Source organism: Acinetobacter haemolyticus CIP 64.3 = MTCC 9819 (genome assembly GCF_000369065.1).
Classification (GTDB): domain Bacteria; phylum Pseudomonadota; class Gammaproteobacteria; order Pseudomonadales; family Moraxellaceae; genus Acinetobacter; species Acinetobacter haemolyticus.
This window is the reverse complement of the sequence record NZ_KB849800.1, coordinates 512,224-532,677: the sequence shown is the minus strand read 5'-3', so window position 1 is coordinate 532,677 and position 20,454 is coordinate 512,224. Positions and strand designations below refer to the sequence as shown.

The 20,454-nt window shown below is 38.5% G+C and carries 16 protein-coding genes and 3 pseudogenes; 16 read left to right on the top strand and 3 right to left on the bottom strand.

What is annotated here, in order from left to right; translation table 11 throughout:
* Window positions 1-209: 209 nt before the first annotated feature.
* The 3 genes and pseudogenes from F927_RS05190 to F927_RS05180 all read left to right on the top strand — a co-directional run.
* A complete protein-coding gene (locus F927_RS05190; RefSeq protein ID WP_005082038.1) occupies window positions 210-617 on the top strand; it encodes a hypothetical protein in 408 nt (135 codons plus the stop codon).
* Window positions 618-815: 198 nt separating this feature from the next.
* On the top strand, window positions 816-1,718 hold the full coding sequence (gene prmA / locus F927_RS05185; RefSeq protein ID WP_005082037.1) for a 50S ribosomal protein L11 methyltransferase: 903 nt from the start codon (window positions 816-818) through the stop codon (window positions 1,716-1,718).
* Between the two features lie 14 nt (window positions 1,719-1,732).
* Window positions 1,733-2,086: pseudogene (locus F927_RS05180) on the top strand (MJ0042-type zinc finger domain-containing protein); the annotation flags it as partial.
* Window positions 2,087-2,145: 59 nt separating this feature from the next.
* On the opposite strand, the gene F927_RS05175 reads toward F927_RS05180, so the two are convergent.
* The gene (locus tag F927_RS05175) at window positions 2,146-3,078 is read right to left on the bottom strand and encodes an IS5-like element IS17 family transposase (RefSeq protein WP_020846310.1); all 933 of its coding nucleotides are present in this window, start codon (window positions 3,076-3,078) and stop codon (window positions 2,146-2,148) included.
* Between the two features lie 50 nt (window positions 3,079-3,128).
* On the opposite strand from F927_RS05175, the pseudogene F927_RS05170 reads away from it, so the two are divergent.
* From F927_RS05170 to F927_RS05140, 7 genes and pseudogenes are all read left to right on the top strand, one after another.
* Window positions 3,129-3,644: pseudogene (locus F927_RS05170) on the top strand (DUF3426 domain-containing protein); the annotation flags it as partial.
* Between the two features lie 376 nt (window positions 3,645-4,020).
* A complete protein-coding gene (gene fis / locus F927_RS05165; RefSeq protein ID WP_001086304.1) occupies window positions 4,021-4,290 on the top strand; it encodes a DNA-binding transcriptional regulator Fis in 270 nt (89 codons plus the stop codon).
* An 82-nt stretch (window positions 4,291-4,372) separates the two neighbouring features.
* Window positions 4,373-5,947, top strand: a complete 1,575-nt coding sequence (purH, locus tag F927_RS05160) for a bifunctional phosphoribosylaminoimidazolecarboxamide formyltransferase/IMP cyclohydrolase (protein ID WP_005082034.1) — start codon at window positions 4,373-4,375, stop codon at window positions 5,945-5,947.
* Between the two features lie 105 nt (window positions 5,948-6,052).
* On the top strand, window positions 6,053-7,339 hold the full coding sequence (gene purD / locus F927_RS05155) for a phosphoribosylamine--glycine ligase (RefSeq protein WP_004638502.1): 1,287 nt from the start codon (window positions 6,053-6,055) through the stop codon (window positions 7,337-7,339).
* Between the two features lie 603 nt (window positions 7,340-7,942).
* Window positions 7,943-8,815, top strand: coding sequence for a MetQ/NlpA family ABC transporter substrate-binding protein (locus F927_RS05150; RefSeq protein WP_005082033.1), 873 nt, complete (start codon window positions 7,943-7,945; stop codon window positions 8,813-8,815).
* Window positions 8,816-8,883: 68 nt separating this feature from the next.
* Window positions 8,884-9,909 (top strand): methionine ABC transporter ATP-binding protein, encoded by a 1,026-nt coding sequence (locus F927_RS05145; RefSeq protein ID WP_005082032.1) that lies wholly within the window; start codon window positions 8,884-8,886, stop codon window positions 9,907-9,909.
* A complete protein-coding gene (locus F927_RS05140; protein WP_004638497.1) occupies window positions 9,906-10,601 on the top strand; it encodes a methionine ABC transporter permease in 696 nt (231 codons plus the stop codon). Before F927_RS05145 ends, F927_RS05140 begins: the two co-directional genes overlap by 4 nt.
* Before the next feature lie 49 nt (window positions 10,602-10,650).
* Here F927_RS05140 and F927_RS05135 read toward each other — a convergent pair.
* Both F927_RS05135 and F927_RS05130 read right to left on the bottom strand, forming a co-directional pair.
* A pseudogene (locus tag F927_RS05135) lies at window positions 10,651-11,521 on the bottom strand (histone deacetylase).
* A complete protein-coding gene (locus F927_RS05130; protein WP_005082029.1) occupies window positions 11,515-12,501 on the bottom strand; it encodes a hypothetical protein in 987 nt (328 codons plus the stop codon). The pseudogene F927_RS05135 and the gene F927_RS05130 overlap by 7 nt, the downstream one beginning before the upstream one ends.
* 369 nt (window positions 12,502-12,870) lie before the next feature.
* Between F927_RS05130 and gloB the strand changes: the two genes are divergently transcribed.
* From gloB to F927_RS05100, 6 genes are all read left to right on the top strand, one after another.
* Window positions 12,871-13,602, top strand: coding sequence for a hydroxyacylglutathione hydrolase (gloB, locus tag F927_RS05125; protein ID WP_004638494.1), 732 nt, complete (start codon window positions 12,871-12,873; stop codon window positions 13,600-13,602).
* Between the two features lie 298 nt (window positions 13,603-13,900).
* The gene (locus F927_RS05120) at window positions 13,901-14,107 is read left to right on the top strand and encodes a hypothetical protein (protein WP_004638493.1); all 207 of its coding nucleotides are present in this window, start codon (window positions 13,901-13,903) and stop codon (window positions 14,105-14,107) included.
* A gap of 315 nt (window positions 14,108-14,422) precedes the next feature.
* On the top strand, window positions 14,423-15,805 hold the full coding sequence (ahcY, locus tag F927_RS05115; RefSeq protein ID WP_004638491.1) for an adenosylhomocysteinase: 1,383 nt from the start codon (window positions 14,423-14,425) through the stop codon (window positions 15,803-15,805).
* Window positions 15,806-15,879: 74 nt separating this feature from the next.
* Window positions 15,880-16,716, top strand: coding sequence for a methylenetetrahydrofolate reductase [NAD(P)H] (gene metF / locus F927_RS05110; RefSeq protein WP_005082028.1), 837 nt, complete (start codon window positions 15,880-15,882; stop codon window positions 16,714-16,716).
* A 22-nt stretch (window positions 16,717-16,738) separates the two neighbouring features.
* Window positions 16,739-17,458, top strand: coding sequence for a 16S rRNA (uracil(1498)-N(3))-methyltransferase (locus F927_RS05105; protein WP_005082027.1), 720 nt, complete (start codon window positions 16,739-16,741; stop codon window positions 17,456-17,458).
* A 112-nt stretch (window positions 17,459-17,570) separates the two neighbouring features.
* Window positions 17,571-20,420 carry a bifunctional diguanylate cyclase/phosphodiesterase gene (locus tag F927_RS05100; protein WP_005082026.1) on the top strand — a complete coding sequence of 950 codons (2,850 nt, stop codon included), beginning with the start codon at window positions 17,571-17,573 and terminating at the stop codon, window positions 20,418-20,420.
* The last annotated feature ends 34 nt before the right edge of the window (window positions 20,421-20,454 follow it).

Sequence of the window (20,454 nt, the reverse complement as noted above, 5' to 3'; positions counted from 1 at the left end):
GAATTTTGCCATAGTATGAAAAAAACCAATCAAAATCTCACACTGAGCAAAAGACTGATTCAATTAGAAATGACACAAAAAGAAACTTTATGTTGCACTTTTCATGTATTTTTAACAAAGTGCCCTAGAATCGTTAACTTGAACAACACTGTTTTTCTGAAAAAATTTCCTATCCTAATACATGCATAACAAATACTTAGGAAAATGATATGAACTCGAAGCTTTTATTATCATCACTGATCTGTGGATTATGTTTTACTGTGACAGCTCAAGCAAATGCAAAAACTGCCGCAGATCAACTCACTCAGAAATATCAACAGGTCTGTAAAGGTAAAAAACAAGGCGATGCAGTTTCATTTGCCTATAAAGGTGTTGTTTATAATGGCGCTTGTCAAAATGATGAAAATGATAAACTCATTTTCCAACCGCCAATGCCTACATCTGACACACCGCCAGAGACTCAAAGCAGAATTTCTGAAACTCAATCAGAACCTCGTCCAGTTAGTGGTGCTCCAGTTGAATCTGCACCACCCCAAATTCAATCACCTAATGAATTAGCGGCGCCAATTGAAAATACTGAACAACCAATGATGCAAAATGAACAAGCAGCACCTTAAGTTGTCCAAGTATTTTTAATTCCTTATAAATAACCTATAAAGGATATAGTTATGAACTATATCCTTTATTTATTTCAGCATATTGAAAGTAAACCGCGAAATAATTCATCTTAAAATTGTAAACTACTCATTATAGACTCCCTTTATACAACACGAATCCTTTACAATAACCACAAATTTATTTACTTAGGTTGTCCTGTGAACTGGCTACAAATTCATATTACTGTTGATCAAAATCAAGTTGAACTGTGTGAAACCCTACTTTTATCTCTGGGTGCAGTCAGCGTAACTTTAGATGATGCTGAAGATCAGGCCTTACTCGAACCACTTCCTGGTGAAACACCACTTTGGAATAAAGTTATCGTTACAGGTATTTACCAACAAGAAGAAGATGATCCAATTGATGTTGATCGCTTAGAAGCTTTTTTAAAGGCTCAACTCCCTGATGTACCTATGCGCCATGAAACTTTAGAAAACCAAGTTTGGGAACGTGCATGGATGGATTATTATGAACCCATTCAAATTGGTGAAAAATATTGGATCGTTCCAGAATGGTTGGAACCGCCTGAAGCAGATGCAACCAATATTAAACTAGATCCTGGTCTTGCTTTTGGCACAGGTAATCATGCTAGTACTTTTTTGTGCTTACAATGGTTAGGTAAAACCGACGTAAAAGATAAAATTGTGATTGATTATGGTTGTGGTTCAGGCATTTTAGGTGTTGCTGCATTGTTATTGGGTGCAAAAAAAGTCTATGCCACTGATATTGACCCACAAGCTGTATTAGCAACCAAGCAAAACGCTGAATTAAATGGCGTACTTGATCGTCTGTTTGTTGGCTTACCTGAAGAGTTCGATCAAGAATTCAATTCACAACAAGCTGACGTGTTGGTTGCAAATATTTTAGCTGGCCCGTTAATGGCACTCGCGCCCGAATTCTCAACTTTAATCAAAAATGAGGGCGAGTTCGCACTTGCAGGTGTAATTGAAGAGCAAGTTGCTGATGTTTCTAGTGTTTACGCTGAGTTTTTTGATATATTAGAGATCGAAAAGCGTGAAGAAAACTGGTGCCGCATTTCAGGAAAACGAAAAACAATTTGAGATCGCTATAACTTATGAGTGAAAAACAAACCCGCTGCCCCAAATGCTCAACCGTGTATAAAGTGACCCTTTCACAACTCAGTGTTGCACAGGGCATGGTTTGTTGTCCAAAATGTGTCATTAACTTTAATGCATTGACCAATTTATTGGAGTCTCAGACAAGCGAAACCATTCCGACGTCCACAAATCGCTCTTTATTTTCTTCAATCCAACCCGATAGCACGTTTGCTGAAAAGCAAATGCAAATATTAAGCATTTTTGATCAAAAAATTGAAAATTCAAATATTGATCTACTCACCTATCTCAATAACTTAAATTATTTTAATACTGAACCTGTTACGGCATTGCCCAATCTAAATCTTTCAGAAGATACACGGTTTTGTTGCACAAAGATTTGAAATGCAAAGCGCCCCTAATTGAGCCAAATTTAAGGCGTAACTTGGGTAAGTGGTCGACCTAATTCCGTAAACCTGTTGAGGACTGCTACACGTGCATGAATTTCATTCACCTGACTAGGAAAGCTTCTTGCCATTAATTTATCGCCTAATAATTTAATGCAATGCATCTTGGTTTCCACCAAACTTCGTCGATGATAGCCTGACCATTTTTTCCATAGTCTCCTGCCTAAACGTTTAACTGTTCGAAGTAATTCATTTCGTTCTAGCGAGCTGATCTTTGTATCTTTCCATGGTTTCGCATTTTTTCTAGGTGGAATCACCGCATGCGCTTGCCGATCTGCAATGACCTGACGGCATTGCTTGGTGTCATAAGCTCCATCGGTATAAACAGAGTCAATCTGCTCATCTTGTGGAATCTGATCGAGTAAATCACCAAGCACTTGTGAATCACTGACATTATTTGTAGTGAGTTGAATAGCGCGTATTTGAAGGGTTTCAGCATCTATACCAATATGTAGTTTACGCCATTGGCGACGATATTCAGGTCCATGTTTCTTGCGTTTCCATTCGCCCTCACCTAGAAACTTCATGCCTGTAGAGTCTATGAGTAGATGCAGCCCATCGCTACTTTTTTGGTAGCTGATTGCAATATCAATATGCTTTTGTCTTCTACAAAGCGTACTGTAATCTGGTGCGGTCCAATTTAATCCACAAAGTTTAATCAGACTTTGCACAAAGCCAGTGACCATACGTAAAGATAGACGGAATAAGGATTTAATCATTAAGCAGCATTGGATAGCTGCGTCGGAGTAGGTTTGATTTCGCCCTTGTTTGCCTTTTGATGGAGCATACCATTGCGTAGCAGGATCAAACCAAATGGCAATATTTCCGCGACTCATGAGTGCTCGGTTATATGCGGGCCAATTGGTTGTGCGGTAGATTTTGTGTGTAGGCTTCTTCATTTGAAAATTATATCGCTGAAAAAGCTTTTACAGATAGGTTTGTGCAACAAAGCCAAGATACACTATTAATAGATGAAGAGACTGCAGATAAACAGCATGGTTGGCTCTATTACACCCTTTGGGGTATCGGCAATATCACCTTAATTTTGGTATTTGCCTTCCAAATTTTGTGGTTCAATCCGAAGCTGATGCATGACAGCCCCGCATTAAACAGAACTTTTAATACAGCCTGTTCTGTGATTACTTGTAAAGCAAGAGATGGTCAGTATAAATATTTAAACTTTGAAAAAGTCAATCTGAGACGTGCCGAACAGGATAGTACGCGTTTTTCAGGTATTATTACTAATCATAATAAGCATAGTATCTTGCTCCCCTCTATACAGGTTGTGCTAAAGGATAATGATGTTGTGATTTCAAGCATCACACTAAAACCAGAAGACTACCTCGTGGATAGCTTAAAAACCATTCAACGCATTCCCTCAAATAGCCCATTTAAATTCGATTTTACGGTCCCAAAAAGCAGAAATAGTTTTACAAATTATAGTTTAGAAATTGTACAACCCTAAAAATTAAAAAAAATGACAAAAAAATATAAAAAAAGTGCAGTTAATTTGCTCACTTTTTCGCAGACAGTGGTATGATACGCGCCACGAAAGCTTTAACCCACTTACTCCTCGTATTTCACAGACAAAAAATCGTTAAACGAACTGTGCTTCTACCTTATAAGCGCATAGTTGGTTTTTTTGTTTTTGAAAGTAGGTCGTAACAAATATTTAACTATTGTTACGCTTATTTTTTACACAATTCGAGGATTTGTGGCAAGCTAATAGTTCCTTTGTTTTAGAGTCACTGTTTTAGGATCTAAAACAGGGCTCAATAATTTTAGACCACATTTATATATCACTTTACCCAAGTGATATTTGATTTTTCGGATTAACACGCATGAATAGCAAATCTCCTATTTTTACGGCTCAATCTGATGTCGCTCTTCGCATCCACGTTGATCGCGCAGTTCGTCATTATTTTGCACAATTGCAAGGTGAGCAACCATCTCAAGTGTATGACATGGTTCTAGCAGAAATGGAGAAACCTCTTTTGTCTGTGGTCTTAGAATATACTCGTGGCAACCAAACGCGTGCTGCTGAGATTCTAGGTCTTAACCGTGGAACTTTACGTAAAAAGTTAAAAGCTCACGGTTTAATGAGTGAATAATTGATAAAATGCTCACGTTCTCGTGGGCATTTTTTATGCCTATTTGTTTTAATCTGTAGACTTCAAACTGTTGACTTAAATCATGACTATCAAACGTGCGTTAATCTCTGTTTCAGACAAAACTGGAATCGTTGAATTTGCTCAAAATCTTGCAGCTCTCGGGGTAGAAATTTTATCTACAGGCGGTACTTATAAGTTGCTTAAAGACAACAATATCGCTGTCGTAGAAGTTTCTGAACATACAGGTTTTCCTGAAATGATGGATGGTCGTGTAAAAACACTTCATCCAAAAATTCATGGTGGCATCTTAGCTCGTCGTGGTCTGGACGAAGCTGTTATGCAAGAACACAATATTGATCCAATTGATCTGGTGATTGTGAACCTTTATCCATTTGCTGAAACTGTAGCGAAGCCAAATTGCTCTCTTGCTGATGCGATTGAAAATATCGATATCGGTGGCCCAACCATGGTTCGTGCAGCAGCAAAAAACCATGCTTCTGTGGGTATTATTGTCAATGCATCTGACTATGACACTGTTGTTGCTGAATTAAAGCAAAATGGTTCACTCTCTTACGAGACTCGTTTCGATTTAGCAGTAAAAGCATTTGAACACACTGCTCAGTATGATGGCATGATCGCTTCTTATTTAGGTGCACGTGTAGGTAAAACTGAGGGCGAAGCAGATTTATTCCCTCGTACATTCAATACGCAGTTAAATAAAGCACAAGATTTACGTTACGGTGAAAACCCACACCAAAATGCTGCATTTTATGTAGAAGCAAATGCTAAAGAAGCGTCAGTTTCTACTGCGAAACAATTACAAGGTAAAGAGCTTTCTTATAACAATATCGCCGATACTGATGCTGCACTTGAGTGTGTTAAATCATTTGCAAAACCTGCATGCGTTATCGTTAAACATGCGAACCCTTGTGGTGTTGCCGTTTCTTTAGATGGTATCAAAGTGGCTTATGATCTTGCTTATGCAACTGATCCAGAGTCTGCATTTGGTGGCATCATTGCATTTAACCGTGAGTTAGATGTAGAAACTGCTCAAGCAATTGTCGATCGTCAATTCGTTGAAGTAATCATTGCACCAAGCATTGCTAATGGTGTACTTGAAGTTACAGGCGCAAAGAAAAATGTACGCGTCATGGTGTGCGGTGAATTACCTGCAATTGATGCACGTGCTCCACAACTTGACTATAAACGCGTTAACGGCGGCCTACTTGTTCAAGATCAAGATTTGGGCATGATCACTAAAGATGACCTAAAGGTTGTGACCAAGCGTGCACCAACTGAACAAGAAATTGATGACATGATCTTTGCTTGGAAAGTTGCAAAATACGTAAAATCAAATGCGATTGTGTATGCAAAAAACCGTCAAACCATTGGTGTAGGCGCAGGTCAGATGAGTCGTGTAAACTCTGCTCGTATTGCGGCGATCAAAGCTGAACATGCTGGTTTAGTCGTTGAAGGTGCAGTGATGGCATCTGATGCGTTCTTCCCATTCCGTGATGGTATTGATAACGCTGCTAAAGCTGGTATCAAATGTATCATTCAACCGGGTGGTTCTATGCGCGACGAAGAAACAATTGCAGCAGCGGATGAAGCTGGTATTGCAATGGTCTTCACGGGTATGCGTCATTTCCGTCACTAATAGATTTTAAAAATCCCTCTTGCGATGTTTTAGTTGCATCTCAAGGGGGAATTTTCTATTTTTAGTGGATGTACTAGAGATACTTAAAAAGGAAATAACTTAATAATGAATATTTTAGTATTAGGTAGCGGTGGCCGTGAACATGCACTTGCATGGAAAATCGCACAAGATGAAAAAGTTGCTAAAGTCTTTGTCGCACCAGGCAATGCGGGTACAGCAACTGAAGACAAATGTGAAAATATTGACCTCGATATTTTAGACAACCCTGCAATTATTGCATTTGCAAAAGCAAATGATGTTGCGCTTGTTATCGTTGGGCCAGAAGCACCATTGGTCAATGGTGTCGTTGATGCTGCACGTGAAGCAGGTCTAAAAATCTGGGGACCAACTCAATATGCGGCTCAACTTGAAGGCTCAAAAGCATTCGCTAAGCATTTCTTAAAACGCCATAACATTCCTACAGCTTTCTATGACGTATTTACTGAAGTTGATGCTGCAAAAGCTTATGTTGAGAAAAATGGCGCTCCGATTGTAATTAAAGCTGACGGCTTAGCAGCGGGTAAAGGCGTTATCGTTGCGATGACCAACCAAGAAGCTTTTGATGCGATTGATGACATGTTGGCGGGCAACAAGTTCGGTGACGCTGGGTCTCGTGTTGTGATTGAGCAATTCTTAGCTGGCGAAGAAGCAAGCTTTATTTGCATGATTGATGGTAAAAATATTTTACCAATGGCAACTTCTCAAGACCACAAACGCATCTTTGAGGGCGACCAAGGACCGAATACTGGCGGTATGGGTGCTTACTCTCCTGCTCCCGTCGTTACAGCAGAAGTTTTTGAACGTGTCATGAATGAAGTGATGCGCCCGACAGTTGATGGTATGGCAGCAGATGGTCATGTCTACACGGGCTTCTTATATGCTGGTTTGATGATTGATGATCAAGGTCAACCACGTGTGATCGAATTCAACTGTCGTTTTGGTGATCCAGAAACACAGCCTATTATGATGCGTTTGAAATCATCTCTAGTTGATCTGGTTGAGGCTGGTATTGAAGGTAACTTACCAAGCGAAGCTGAATGGGATGACCGCAAATCTATTGGTATCGTTCTTGCTGCCGAAGGCTATCCTGAAACTGTTCGTAAAGGTGATGTCATTTCGGGTATCGGTCAATCGCCTGAAGACACCAAAATCTTTCATGCTGGCACAGCTATGACTGATGATGGTCATATTGTTACTGCTGGTGGCCGCGTCCTTTGCGTAACAGCCTTAGGTGACACTGTACTGGAAGCTCAGATCAATGCATTAGAAGTATGTGGCCAAGTGACATTTACAGGTATGCAATATCGTAGTGATATTGGTTATCGTGCAATTGCTCGCGAAAAAGCTGAATAATTTTATTGTGAATAAGGCCTTCTTCGGAAGGCTTTTTTATTCCTGAAACGCTATCAATTTACATTCTTTATTCAATTTGCATATATAGAGTTCAGAAAAATATATATTATTTATTTCACCAAAATCACCAATCAAACATTTGCAAAAATCTATAAAACTATCATTAATTTACATTTACTATGCACATAATTCCTTTAGATAATCAGATGCTTATACTCTTGAGTATCATGCAGACCACTATAACCCTTACCAAAATATTGCTATGATTGGCACAATTTTAGATGTTGTTTTTATGTTAAAGGAATATGCTTTTTCATGATTATCAAATGATTAAGCTATTTTATCCAATCAACAGAAAACCAACAGCTAGACCAATATTTGGTTTGAAAAGATGTGAATGGATGTCTGCATTATTTATTGGTTCCAAATAAGCACATGAATGTTCACTTATTTTTCTTAAAATCATGGAATCATAATGGCAAATACCCAAGAAATAATTCATGTGATTATTTTTTGTATAAAGCCAATTTGCATCCTCAAAGCGATTACATCAATGCGAGAATAACATTACTTTCTCAGCATTATTTTGGTTAGGATTTCCACATGAAAAAGCTGATTAGCCTTTTTTTAAGTGTATCAGTGTTGTTGCTTGCGGCATGCAGCAAACAGCCAGATAACACTGCTGAACAGAACAAAGATGCAGGTGCATTACAAACTGTCGTTATTGCTTCTACAGGTTCTGATGCTGATATTTGGCGTCACATTGCAAGCTTGCCTGAAACCCAAGCTGCTGGACTAAAACTTCAAATTAAAAATTTTACTGACTATGTTGCAATGAATACTGCTGTTGCAAATAAAGAAGTCGATTTGAATGCATTTCAATCCTATGCATATCTCGTTGCATTCAATGCAGCAAATAAAGACAAAATTGCGCCAGTCTCTACAACTTATTTAGAACCAATGGGAATCTACTCAAGCAAGGTAAAAAAAGTTGAAGAGTTTGCCAATGGTGCAACGATTGCAATCCCTAACGATGGGGCAAATGAATCTCGTGCTTTATTACTTTTACAAAGCGCGGGTTTAATTAAATTAAAAGCTGACTTTGATCCTGTAAAAGGAACACCAGCTGATGTGATTGAAAATCCGAAGAACATTGTGATCAAACCAATTCAAATGGCAACAGCTGTACGTGTTAAAGATGAGGTTGATGCGATTTTATTGGGTAATACCCTTGCAATGGAAGGTGGTCTAAACGTTCTTAAAGATGCAATCTTCTATGAACCAATTGATCAAAGCACCAAGTTAAACGTCAATGTTCTAGCAACGGCTGAATCTCGCAAAGATGATCCTGTTTTACAAAAAGTCGGTGCGCTTTATCACACTGATGCAGTAAAACAATATGTACAAGATCATTTTGCTGGTACAAAAGTTGATGTAAATAAGCCAATCAGCTATCTCACTGAAGAGAATCCGTAATATACTTTTCTCAACAAAACAGGCAAAGTGATTTTGCCTGTTTTTCTTTTCTGCTTAGTATTGACGATATGATCCAATTTAAAAATATTTCCAAACACTATCAGCTCAAAGGTCAAACGATCACTGCGCTGGATCAAATCAACTTAGAGATCCCTGATGGCAGCATTTTTGGCATTATCGGTTATAGTGGTGCAGGTAAAAGTACCTTAATCCGTTTGATTAATTTACTGGAGCGTCCGACCCACGGACAAGTGATGATTAATCAAAAAGACTTTACTGCAATGGATGCGCGTACACTTCGTCGAGAACGTGCAAATATTGGCATGATTTTTCAGCACTTTAACTTATTGCAAACCAAAACAGTGGCTGAAAATATTGAAATGCCACTTAAACTGTTAGGTCATAGCAAAGTCGAACGTGAAAAACGTCTTGCAGAGTTGCTAGATTTTATTGACCTTAAACATAAAAAAGATGCTTATCCAGATGAGCTTTCAGGCGGTCAAAAGCAACGTGTAGGTATTGCGCGTGCGCTTGCGAATCATCCTAAGATTTTGCTATGTGATGAGGCAACGTCTGCACTGGACCCTCAAACCACACAATCCGTTTTAGCATTATTAAAGAAAATTAATCAAGAACAGAACATCACCATTGTGATGGTTACTCATGAAATGGATGTGATTGAATCTATCTGTGACTATGTCGCAGTCATGGAAGCTGGCAAAGTCATTGAGACAGGTCGCACCTTAGATATATTCAGTCAACCACAACACCCAACAACCAAGACATTTATCCAAACAGTATTGCAGCAACAATTGCCGATCAATATCTTGAATAATCTTGAACACAAACATCATAACAGTATCTATAATCTGCAATTCTTAGGAACATCAGCCCAAGAAACCGTTATTCAATCCGTGATTAAGCAATTTGATATTAGTTTAAATATTTTATTTGCCAACATGACTGAGATTAATGGCACTGTGATCGGTCAAATGTTTATCCAACTTTTAGGCGACCCAACGATTATTCAGGAAGCGATTCAATTCTTAGAAAGTCAGGGTGTCAAAGTTGAACAGTCAGGAGTAAGCCAATGAGAGATTTAATTGTACAATGGCTGACTGAAATCACAGCTCCATTTTGGCAAAGTTCATTATCCATTGATCAATTTGTAACGGCACTGGAAGAAACCTTACAGATGGTATTCTTTGCATTGCTATTTGGATGCATTTGGGGATTTATTCAAGGTATTACTTTGGTAGTCACACGTAATGGCGGGATTTTACAAAACCGTGCGATTTACTATGCACTCAATCCAATCGTGAATGCCCTACGTTCAATCCCATTTATCATTTTATTAATCGCCGTCATTCCATTTACAAAGTTTTTGGTTGGTACATCAATCGGAACATGGGCTGCTATCGTACCATTAACCATTTATGTCGGTCCTTATCTTGGTCGACTCATCGAAACTTCTTTACTTGAAGTAAATGAAGGCATTATTGAGTCTGCACAAGCGATGGGTGCTAGTCCTTGGCAAATTGTATTCAAATTTATCGTGCCCGAAGCACGTAGCTCTCTCATTCTCAATCTCACCACAGGTACCATTTCATTGATTGGTGCAACAGCGATGGCAGGTGCTGTGGGTGCAGGTGGAATCGGTGATCTTGCTATTTCCTATGGCTATCAGCGTTTCGATAGTAGTGTGGTCATCCTGACCGTTATCGTACTTTTATTATTGGTTCAGTTTGTACAGTCATTTGGAGAATGGTTAGCAAAATTACGCTAAACGCCCAATTCAATGCTCTCCTCGCGAGAGCATTTTTTCTATAGCTAGGCTAAACCTCAGCAAAATAAATTTGATGCGCTGCTTTGAATGTATTGACATGCAAAGGAACCAAATCCTCCAAAGGTTGATAGCCACCAGCCAAAACGAAAAGCAAAGGAATTTTCATTTTCTTCGCCATCTCAAACACAATCCGATCACGCTCAAACAAGAGTGCTGTAGTAAACCATTTTGATCCATATTTATCATGTTGATGACAATCCATGCCCGCTTGATAAACGATAAGATCAGCGTCCCAACGTGATGCATATTGAAAAGCTTCTAAAATCGCTTCTCGATACAAATCAAAATTACCTTGCTTTGGATGAATAACGAGTCAAACTACGCTCTCCCGCCTTACAACCAAAGCGGATACCAAAAATGCCAAAATTAATCAAATTCGGCATACGATTGGTGAAAATCGCAGTACCATCCCCACCATGCTGATCACAATCTAAAATAAAAATTCGTTTGTCCGGAAATTGTTTTGCAATTAATGCCAAACCATTAAAGGTACAGTAAGCGGCCCCAGAATCATAACTCGCATGGTGAAAACCTTGTGCAATATTGGCAGCAATTCCTTCTTTCAATGCGATCTCAGCACCGACCAATTGCCCAGCCTGTACCGACAAAATGGCATCACGTAGTTGTGGATTCCAAGGTTTAAATCCTTGTACAGTCGCGAAACTTGAATCACCTGCAAAAAAGGCATCTACATATTGCGGGTTATGTAGTTTTTTCAAGATATCAATGTCTATAAGTCCAGGATCTATCAATTCAACCCACTGTTGCTGCTGTAGCACTTCAGCAACTGCAGTCAGTTTCTCCATACTATTGGTATGCGTTTGCGCATAATAGCGTGGCGAGTAGCAAGCTTTTAGCATGGATTTCCTACATAGATTTGATCTTGAGCAATTTCCATCAATTGACTCAATTCAGTCGTATCGGGTCGAAATAATCCATTATCAACTTGTTGTTTAAAATGATATCCGAATGCACGCGCTCGATTTTCAGGAGAAACCGCCAGTGTCGTCAGTCGTAGAAACCAAAAACCTTTCATTGAAGAAATGGGGATCACATAACCTTTATATTGTTTGTTTTTATTCTTTTCTAGCGGCTCAATCTCATAGTTTGTAGAGAAAAGGCTCCCCGCTGGTAAGCGCACACCATTCATAAGTAAAGGAACCAGACTAATACAAGAGTGATTATCCCCCATATTCATCTTTTCCATCATGACTGGCTGATCATGCTCATCGACGAAAATATTAATTTCACCTTGTCTCAATAGACGATGATGTGCAATTCTCAAGAAGAATTTTTCTGCCATCGGACACGAGCCAACCTTAGGTTTTTCCTCTAAAGCTTGGCATTCAATTATTTCAATATGTTGAACATCTTGAGGAAGGATAATATCTGCAAGTAACTGACAAATGAGTCTACTTTCTTCTCGCTCAGCATATTGATAAAGTGTTCTAAGTTTGGCTTGAAAATCAACTTCCTGCTGTAAGTTCTGCGTATAGCCATCATCTGGATTTAAACGTTTTAGGCTTTGCTGAACATCAACATGAATATCAAGATTCCGCCATGTTGTTAACTCAAGCCCGTATGAGGCTGCTTGACTTAAAATATTTCTTAATCCTTTCGTATCGTAATCATCAAAAATACGTAAATCCTGAAACCCCAACGCATCACGCGGCTGTGATACAAACTCAGCGATTACCCGTGTTGCCTGCGTATATCCACAACCTCGACGTTCAGTTTGATGGCTAAAATGTTCATTCAACATTTCGGTGAGTTTGGCAGATAGCGGATATAAATATTGCTTAAAAATACTGACCACTTCATGGTCTTTTAAATCCGACATAGCACCCCCTCGCTTGTTCTTTATGATTTATAAACTCATCGTCCTTTAATCAATCCTATGTATTTATATTGTTAAATCTAATCACGAAAATCATTTAGCATTTTTAAATAAAATATAAATCTAAAGATGAATATAAATCATTAACTTATAAAACTTTTATTTCATATTTATCGAAAACCGCCCCCTTGTCAATCATAAAGATTTTCACTTATTCTTGTCGTCACTATCTGTCCAAAACAGTCATCATCCATACCCTCTTCGATGCTCACTTTGCATGATAAGAAATTTACACTTACACTAGCAAAAGTTGATGACGCTCTATCATCTTACTGGCAATAACCACATGAAACAATGATTTAGGAATTGGCTATGCATTATAAAATCCATGCGATTGACGTACAAAATGCCTTAAAAAACTATATATGGTTATTGGAAGATACAACGACAAAACAAGTTGTGGCGATTGATCCAACAGAAGCAAGTTTAGTCAAAGATTTTTGTGAACAACATCATTTGCAGCTACAACAAATTTGGCTCACGCATTGGCACCCCGATCATACGGGTGGAGTAGAGGATTTATCCGCTAATGAAAATATTGCAGTGTATGGCCCTAGAGATGAGCTGAGCAAAATTTCTTTTATCTCCAACCCACTGCAACAAGATGATCATTTTCACTTTAATGATTTAAAAGTTGAAATCATTGCAACGCCTGGCCATACATTGGGGCATATCGTTTACTTCATTGAAGCCATTGATGCACTTTTTTGTGGTGATACATTGTTTGCAATGGGATGTGGACGTCTGTTTGAAGGTACGGCTGAACAAATGTACCATTCATTAAATAGGTTAGCAGCCCTGCCTATCCAAACTAAAGTATACTGTACACATGAATACACGCTTGCCAATGCTGAATTTGCGATCACTATAGAACCGCATAACGTCGCATTACAAGAAAGGATGAAACAAGTTAGGGCATTACGAGAAACCAATCAAATTACGCTCCCGAGTACCATAGAATTAGAACTCGCAACGAATCCCTTCTTGAGGACAGAAAGCGCTGAAGAGTTTGCACGAATCCGTCATCTAAAAGACCAGTTCTAAAGATCTCACCAAATCACATAGATTTCACTTTTTACGATATAACCAAAGTGGAAAGTGAAATCTTTTTTTACATTTAAAGATAAAATTTTTATTAATTTAATATTCAAAAAATCTAAAAAAAATATTTATTTTTCTCTAAATTTACAGTAACTTATAAAAATTATAGATGAATTCCTGCAGGTGGAAATTACTCTATTTTTACATTACTTACACGCGGAAAAATAAATCTATCTAATGCCCCTTTAAAAATTTTTAACCTACCCTTATTAATAATTACAGGTTCACAAGGAGTTCTCGTATGAAAAACAGAGTTGTTAAAGCAAAAAATTTATTGGCGTTTCGTATTTGGTTAGAAAAATTAGGATATTCAGTTAAAAATCTGACAGATAATCGTGGTTTTACCTTTAGCTTTAAAAAAGAATATGGCTTAGTCACTGGCGATCTATCTGGCAATGCTTTAGCAATGCAACTCGGTGAAGAATTTGAAGACCACCTAAAAGCATAATGACTTATTTACAGCTTTATAACGATCTTAGGATTTCAAAGGGATTTGGAATCCTTGATTGATGTATATAAAAATAATTTACAACTTCAATAAGACCCAAGATCAAAGCTTCATTTTCTAGCCATCTCCTAAAAAATATCATTGGAACAAAACTATTTTCCAAGTATTATAATGTCCTAGTCGAGGGATGCTGCGACATTTGATTTGTATTATAAATCAACTTGCCAGGCTCGACGATCGGTTGAACATTCGTTTTAACCAACAACGGCATCCGCGAACAGAACGATCCATACTATTTTTTTCTAGGAGATCCTGATGAACGCGGTGAATGCTTCATTTACAGATTATAAAGTTGCTGATATTTCCCTTGCTGACTACGGTCGTAAAGAAATCAAACTCGCTGAAGCAGAAATGCCAGCTTTGATGGGTTTACGTAAGCGTTATGCAGCAGCTAAACCTCTTGCTGGCGCAAAAATTTTGGGTTGTATTCACATGACAATCCAAACAGCTGTTCTTATTGAGACGTTGATTGAACTCGGTGCTGAAGTTCGTTGGACTTCATGCAATATTTTCTCTACACAAGATCATGCTGCAGCGGCAATTGCTGCTCGTGGTATTCCAGTATTCGCTTGGAAAGGCGAAACTGAAGAAGAATACGTATGGTGCTTAGAACAACAAATCAATGTAAATGGCAAGCCTTGGGATGCCAACATGATTTTGGACGATGGTGGTGACTTAACAGCACTTGTTCATGACAAATACCCTGCTCTTTTAGAACGTATTCACGGCATTACTGAAGAGACCACAACAGGCGTACAACGCCTATTAGAAATGTGGAAAGACGGTTCACTTAAAGTTCCTGCAATTAACGTGAACGATTCAATTACCAAATCGAAGAATGATAACAAATACGGTTGCCGTCACTCATTAAATGATGCAATCAAACGTGCAACTGACATGCTACTTTCTGGTCGTCGTGCACTTGTGATTGGTTACGGTGATGTCGGTAAAGGTTCTGCACAATCTTTACGTCAAGAAGGCATGATCGTTCGTGTAACTGAAGTTGATCCAATTTGTGCAATGCAAGCTTGTATGGATGGTTACGAAGTTGTTTCTCCATACAAAAATGGCGTACAAACTGGTAAGAAAGAAGACATCAACCATGATCTACTAGGTAATACTGATCTTGTTGTGACAACAACTGGTAACTACCATGTATGTGATGCTGCAATGTTAGATAGCTTAAAAGCTGGTGCAGTAGTTTGTAACATCGGTCACTTTGATACTGAAATCGACACAGCTTATTTACGTGGTTACAAATGGGTTGAAGTGAAGCCACAAGTACACCAAGTTTATCGTTCAGAAGATGAAAGCAATTACTTAATTCTTCTTTCAGAAGGTCGTTTAGTCAATCTTGGTAATGCAACTGGTCACCCTTCACGTGTGATGGATGGTTCTTTCGCTAACCAAGTATTGGGTCAAATGCATTTATTTGCTGAAAAATTTGCTGATCTTCCTGCTGATCAAAAGCAAGCTGCAATCCGTGTAGAAGTACTTCCTAAGAAACTAGACGAAGAAGTTGCTGCGGCAATGGTTGTTGGCTTTGGTGGTGTGTTGACACAATTAACTCAAGTACAAGCTGATTACCTCGGTGTGCCTGTTGAAGGTCCATTCAAATCTGACGCTTACAAATACTAAGAATCTTAGGGCAGACGTTATACGGACTGCCCTTTTTTCTAAAAATTTCCAAGCGATTTTAAAAAGGATTTGAAATGACGAAACGTGTTCCTATTTCTTTTGAGTTTTTCCCACCAAAAACTGATGCTGGTGCAGAAAAATTAAAAGTTGTTCATCAAGAACTTCAACTGCTAAATCCAGAGTTCTTTTCCATTACTTATGGTGCTGGTGGTTCTACCCGTGAACGTACTTTAGCTGCGATTGATGATTTTAATGGCAAAGGTACGCCTGTTGCACCTCACCTTTCGTGTATCGGTGATGACAAAGTGCGTATTGCTGAACTATTAGATTTATACAAATCTCAAGGTATTGATCGCATCGTAGCACTACGTGGTGACTTACCTTCAGGTCAGGTGGGTTTAGGCGAGTTGCCTTATGCACAGGACTTGGTTCGCTTTATTCGTGAACATTCAGGTGATCACTTCCATATTGAAGTTGCAGCTTATCCCGAAATGCATCCACAAGCGGACAGCTTCGACGCTGATATCAAGCGTTTTATAGAGAAAGTTCAAGCTGGTGCAAATGCAGGAATCACTCAATTCTTCTTTAATCCAGATGCTTATTTCTATTTCATTGAACGTCTTGAGAAAGCTGGGGTAAATATCCCAATTGCACCAGGGATCATGCCCATTACCAATGCAAGTAACTTAATTCGTTTTGCTGATGGTACAGGCGCTGAAATCCCGCGCTGGATTCGTAAACAGCTTTCTGCTTACGGCGATGACAGTGCAAGCATTAAAGCTTTTGGTCATGAAGTGATTTTGAAACTTTGTGAACGTTTAATTGCTGGCGGCGCACCAACTCTTCACTTCTATTCAATGAACCAAACCGAACCAACCCGACAACTCGTTGTCGATCTTGGTCTCAACTAATTTGTAAGAGCTCTACCCAAGCATGAATCGTTTTTATATCGAAACTGAATTAAATACTGGCAACACCATCGAACTAACAGAATCAGTGTTTCATCATTGGGTACGTGTGCTTCGCGCAAAAGAACAAGAACAAGCCATCTTCTTCAACGGGAAAGGTGGCGAGTATCTTGTCACTCTGACAGTAATCAACAAAAAAAATGCTTTGGTGTCGATTGATCAATTTAATAAATTAGATCGTACTGCGCCTTTTAATGTTGTTTTGGGTCAAGTGATGAGTAAAGGTGATCGTATGGATTATGCGATTCAAAAAGCCACCGAACTGGGCGTGACCACAATTCAATTATTAACCAGCGATCGCTGTGAAATGCGATTAAAGTACGATCGTGACCAAAAAAAACTGGATCATTGGCGATCTGTTGCAATCGCTGCCTGTGAACAATGCGGAATGAACCGTGTGCCTGAAATTCTAGCGCCTATTTCTCTTAATGACTGGGTTAAATCTGAATTACCGACATCTCGTTTTGTACTTGCCCCCAATAAAGATCAAACAAATATACTACTGAATAGTACGCCTGATATTGCATTATTAATTGGTCCAGAAGGTGGACTTAGTGAAACAGAAATCGAAACAGCAAACCAATACCAATTTAAAAACTGGTGTATCGGTGATCGCGTTTTGAGAACGGAAACAGCCCCCGTTGTTGCTCTATCTATTTTAAACTATCACTTTTCAAGCAAATGATGCATTTACATTGCTTTTCAATGGGTTTAACGTTAATTTAAATAAACTCAACGCTATAGTTTACAAAGAATAAAGACTGTAGGTACTGATAAAAGAAAAGGATTATTCTTGTATGTCTGGGGTTCAGAAACAAGGTTTAGCGCCATTTATCTATACGGATCAAATTAATTACTCTAGCCATATCAGATCCTTTGTTCTTAGCGTATTGGGTATATGTGTTTTAGACTATGCATTATTTGGTCTTTTCTATTCTTTTACTCCAAATATCTTTACCGCTTGGATTAGCATCACTGCCGTTTTTCTTCTAATTTTCTTTTTTTTGTGCCGTTTTTCCTTGAAGTGTTATTCATCTCCAGCCTTTATTAAAAGAAGTCATGTTTTATTCCAAATTGTTTGTTTTAGCACTGGTTTGTTGCTCGGTATCAACTCCATCATTATTACGTATTACCTGATACATGAGGTTCCACAACTAACTGGATCACATATTCTGACATTAACTGCGCTATTATTAACAACCTCACATATCATCGCGCTAACATTTCTTACTCAGCATATTCGTTATTTCTTTCTGTTTTTTCTTCCAAGCGTTCTGCCCTTGATTATTTCACATTTGTTATCTCGGGATCATCAACACACCTTGTTTTACCTCGCATATTACTTCACCTTTTTTGCAACTTTATTATGCGCACATGCCACTTTCAAGATTCATAAGCATCTATCTCAAGTGCTTGAGAAAAATAAGCAATTAGTCGATGTTGCAGAGCAGCACAATCAATGGACTGAGGAGCTGTGTCAACAGTTACAACATGAAGTAAATAAATCCAAGGACATCGAAGCTCAACTACAATTCAATAACCATTTGTTAGAACAAAAAGTACGTGATCGTACTTATGATCTCACTCAAATGAATGAAAGTTTAGAAGAACATCGTCAAAACTTAGCTTTTGCACATGAGACAGCCGGTATCCGCCCTTGGGAATGGAACTTAGAAAACCAAACTGTTGGTGTCACCAATACCCATAGCCAAGCAGTCAAAAGAGATTCTGAAAATCACTACACGCTACTGCATAAGATTGTTCATCCTGATGATATCGAACGCGTAAAAAATGCCTTATACCATCATATATGTGGTGAAACCTTACGCTATGAAGAAACTTACCGTATTAAACGTCCAAATGGTGAATGGTCTTGGATTCACGATGTAGGACAAGTGATCCAACGTCATCCTGAAGATCAAACACCTTTACGAATGGTTGGCATTCATCGAGATATTAACCAAGAGCGTAAAGACCAAGAACGACTTAAACTTTCTGCAAGCGTATTTGAACAAGCTTCTGAAGGAATTTTCATACTCGATGAAAATTTTAATTACATTGAGGTGAACCCTAAATATGAACAAATTACCGAACTTGATAAACAAGTCATTTTAGGCAAGCAACTTTTTGAAATTACAAAGCAAAATAAGCTGCACCACCAAAACTTCCAACTTTCGATTTTAGACACTTTAGCTCATGAACACGAATATGAGGGAGAGTTCCAAGAAACCTATCATTCAGAAAAATCATGTTTCTTGTGGATGCATATTAATGCAGTTAAAGATGAACAAGATCGAGTAATCAATTATATCGGTATCGTTTCTGATCAAACTGAACGAAAGCATCAGGAACAAAGATTATCTTATCTTACCAACTACGACACACTAACGGACTTGCCAAATCGGTTCTATTATCAGCAGCAACTGCATCAATATCTAGTGAATGAAGCAGCCATACAACATCTCGCTGTCATTCGTTTGAACATAGATCGCTTTCGGACACTCAATGAACTGGTCAGTAATCAAGCTGGCAATGAATTGCTTAAACAAGTCGCGCAGCGATTACGTATTAGCAATATCGATGCATTATTGGTTGCGCATTTAAGTGCTGATGATTTTGCGATTATTTATGAAATGTCCCCTTTACACCCACCTATTCATCAATTGTGTAACAATATTGTCGAGAACTTCAGCCAACCATTTTATATTGCTGACCAAGAGTACTTTGTGAGTGTTTCCATCGGTGTAGCGATGTTTCCTGAGCATGGTCGTCAAGTCGATAATTTAAATACTCATGCAGAACAGGCATTGAATGAGGCTAAGCGTTTAGGCGGCAACACTATTCGTTACTATTCAAATGAAAGAGCTAACTTAGCGGCACAGTATTCTGATTTAGAACTTGATCTAAGAAAAGCAATCCAAAACAATGAGCTTGTCGTTTACTATCAACCCAAAATGACTACACACGATAATCTGGTGAATGGTTTCGAAGCACTTATACGCTGGGAGCACCCAAGTAAAGGGCTGATCATGCCTGATATCTTTATTCCATTGGCAGAAAGCACCAGCTTAATTTCTGATATCGGACAATTTGTATTACATCAGGCAGCAAAACAATTACAGAGATGGATTGAGCTGGGTTATCCCCAAGTCCATATTGCAGTCAACATCGTTGTACAACAAGTTCTCCGTGGGCAATTATTACATGATGTGGATACGATTTTATCGCAATATAAAATCTCTGGTCATAATCTAGAATTAGAAATCACAGAGTCTGCATTCTTAGAGAATACTGAAACGGTGAAAACGGTATTAGAAGCATTAAAAGATCGCCATATCTCAATCGCATTAGATGATTTTGGAACTGGATATTCATCCCTCGCCTATTTAACTGAATATCCTATTGATACATTAAAAATTGACCGAGCTTTTATTTCTAAGATTGGTAACTCTAAACAAGATGCGATCGTAAATGCCATGATCGCCATGGGCAAAACCATTGGCTTAAAAGTTGTAGCGGAAGGTGTGGAAACTGAAGCGCAAAGAGACTACTTGCAAAAACAAAATTGTGACATCTTGCAGGGTTATCTATTTGCCAAGCCATTGACCGCTTTAGACGCAACCAAATTTCTACAGCAGCATAGCTAACTGTCAACCGCAAGATCTTACATTTACAGCGATA

Coding starts and splice junctions, on each gene's coding strand:
- F927_RS05190 (WP_005082038.1), top strand. CDS start 210: ATGAACTCGAAGCTTTTATTATCATCACTGATCTGTGGATTATGTTTT.
- F927_RS05175 (WP_020846310.1), bottom strand. CDS start 3,078: ATGAAGAAGCCTACACACAAAATCTACCGCACAACCAATTGGCCCGCA.
- fis (WP_001086304.1), top strand. CDS start 4,021: ATGAATAGCAAATCTCCTATTTTTACGGCTCAATCTGATGTCGCTCTT.
- purH (WP_005082034.1), top strand. CDS start 4,373: ATGACTATCAAACGTGCGTTAATCTCTGTTTCAGACAAAACTGGAATC.
- purD (WP_004638502.1), top strand. CDS start 6,053: ATGAATATTTTAGTATTAGGTAGCGGTGGCCGTGAACATGCACTTGCA.
- F927_RS05150 (WP_005082033.1), top strand. CDS start 7,943: ATGAAAAAGCTGATTAGCCTTTTTTTAAGTGTATCAGTGTTGTTGCTT.
- F927_RS05145 (WP_005082032.1), top strand. CDS start 8,884: ATGATCCAATTTAAAAATATTTCCAAACACTATCAGCTCAAAGGTCAA.
- F927_RS05140 (WP_004638497.1), top strand. CDS start 9,906: ATGAGAGATTTAATTGTACAATGGCTGACTGAAATCACAGCTCCATTT.
- F927_RS05130 (WP_005082029.1), bottom strand. CDS start 12,501: ATGTCGGATTTAAAAGACCATGAAGTGGTCAGTATTTTTAAGCAATAT.
- gloB (WP_004638494.1), top strand. CDS start 12,871: ATGCATTATAAAATCCATGCGATTGACGTACAAAATGCCTTAAAAAAC.
- F927_RS05120 (WP_004638493.1), top strand. CDS start 13,901: ATGAAAAACAGAGTTGTTAAAGCAAAAAATTTATTGGCGTTTCGTATT.
- ahcY (WP_004638491.1), top strand. CDS start 14,423: ATGAACGCGGTGAATGCTTCATTTACAGATTATAAAGTTGCTGATATT.
- metF (WP_005082028.1), top strand. CDS start 15,880: ATGACGAAACGTGTTCCTATTTCTTTTGAGTTTTTCCCACCAAAAACT.
- F927_RS05105 (WP_005082027.1), top strand. CDS start 16,739: ATGAATCGTTTTTATATCGAAACTGAATTAAATACTGGCAACACCATC.
- F927_RS05100 (WP_005082026.1), top strand. CDS start 17,571: ATGTCTGGGGTTCAGAAACAAGGTTTAGCGCCATTTATCTATACGGAT.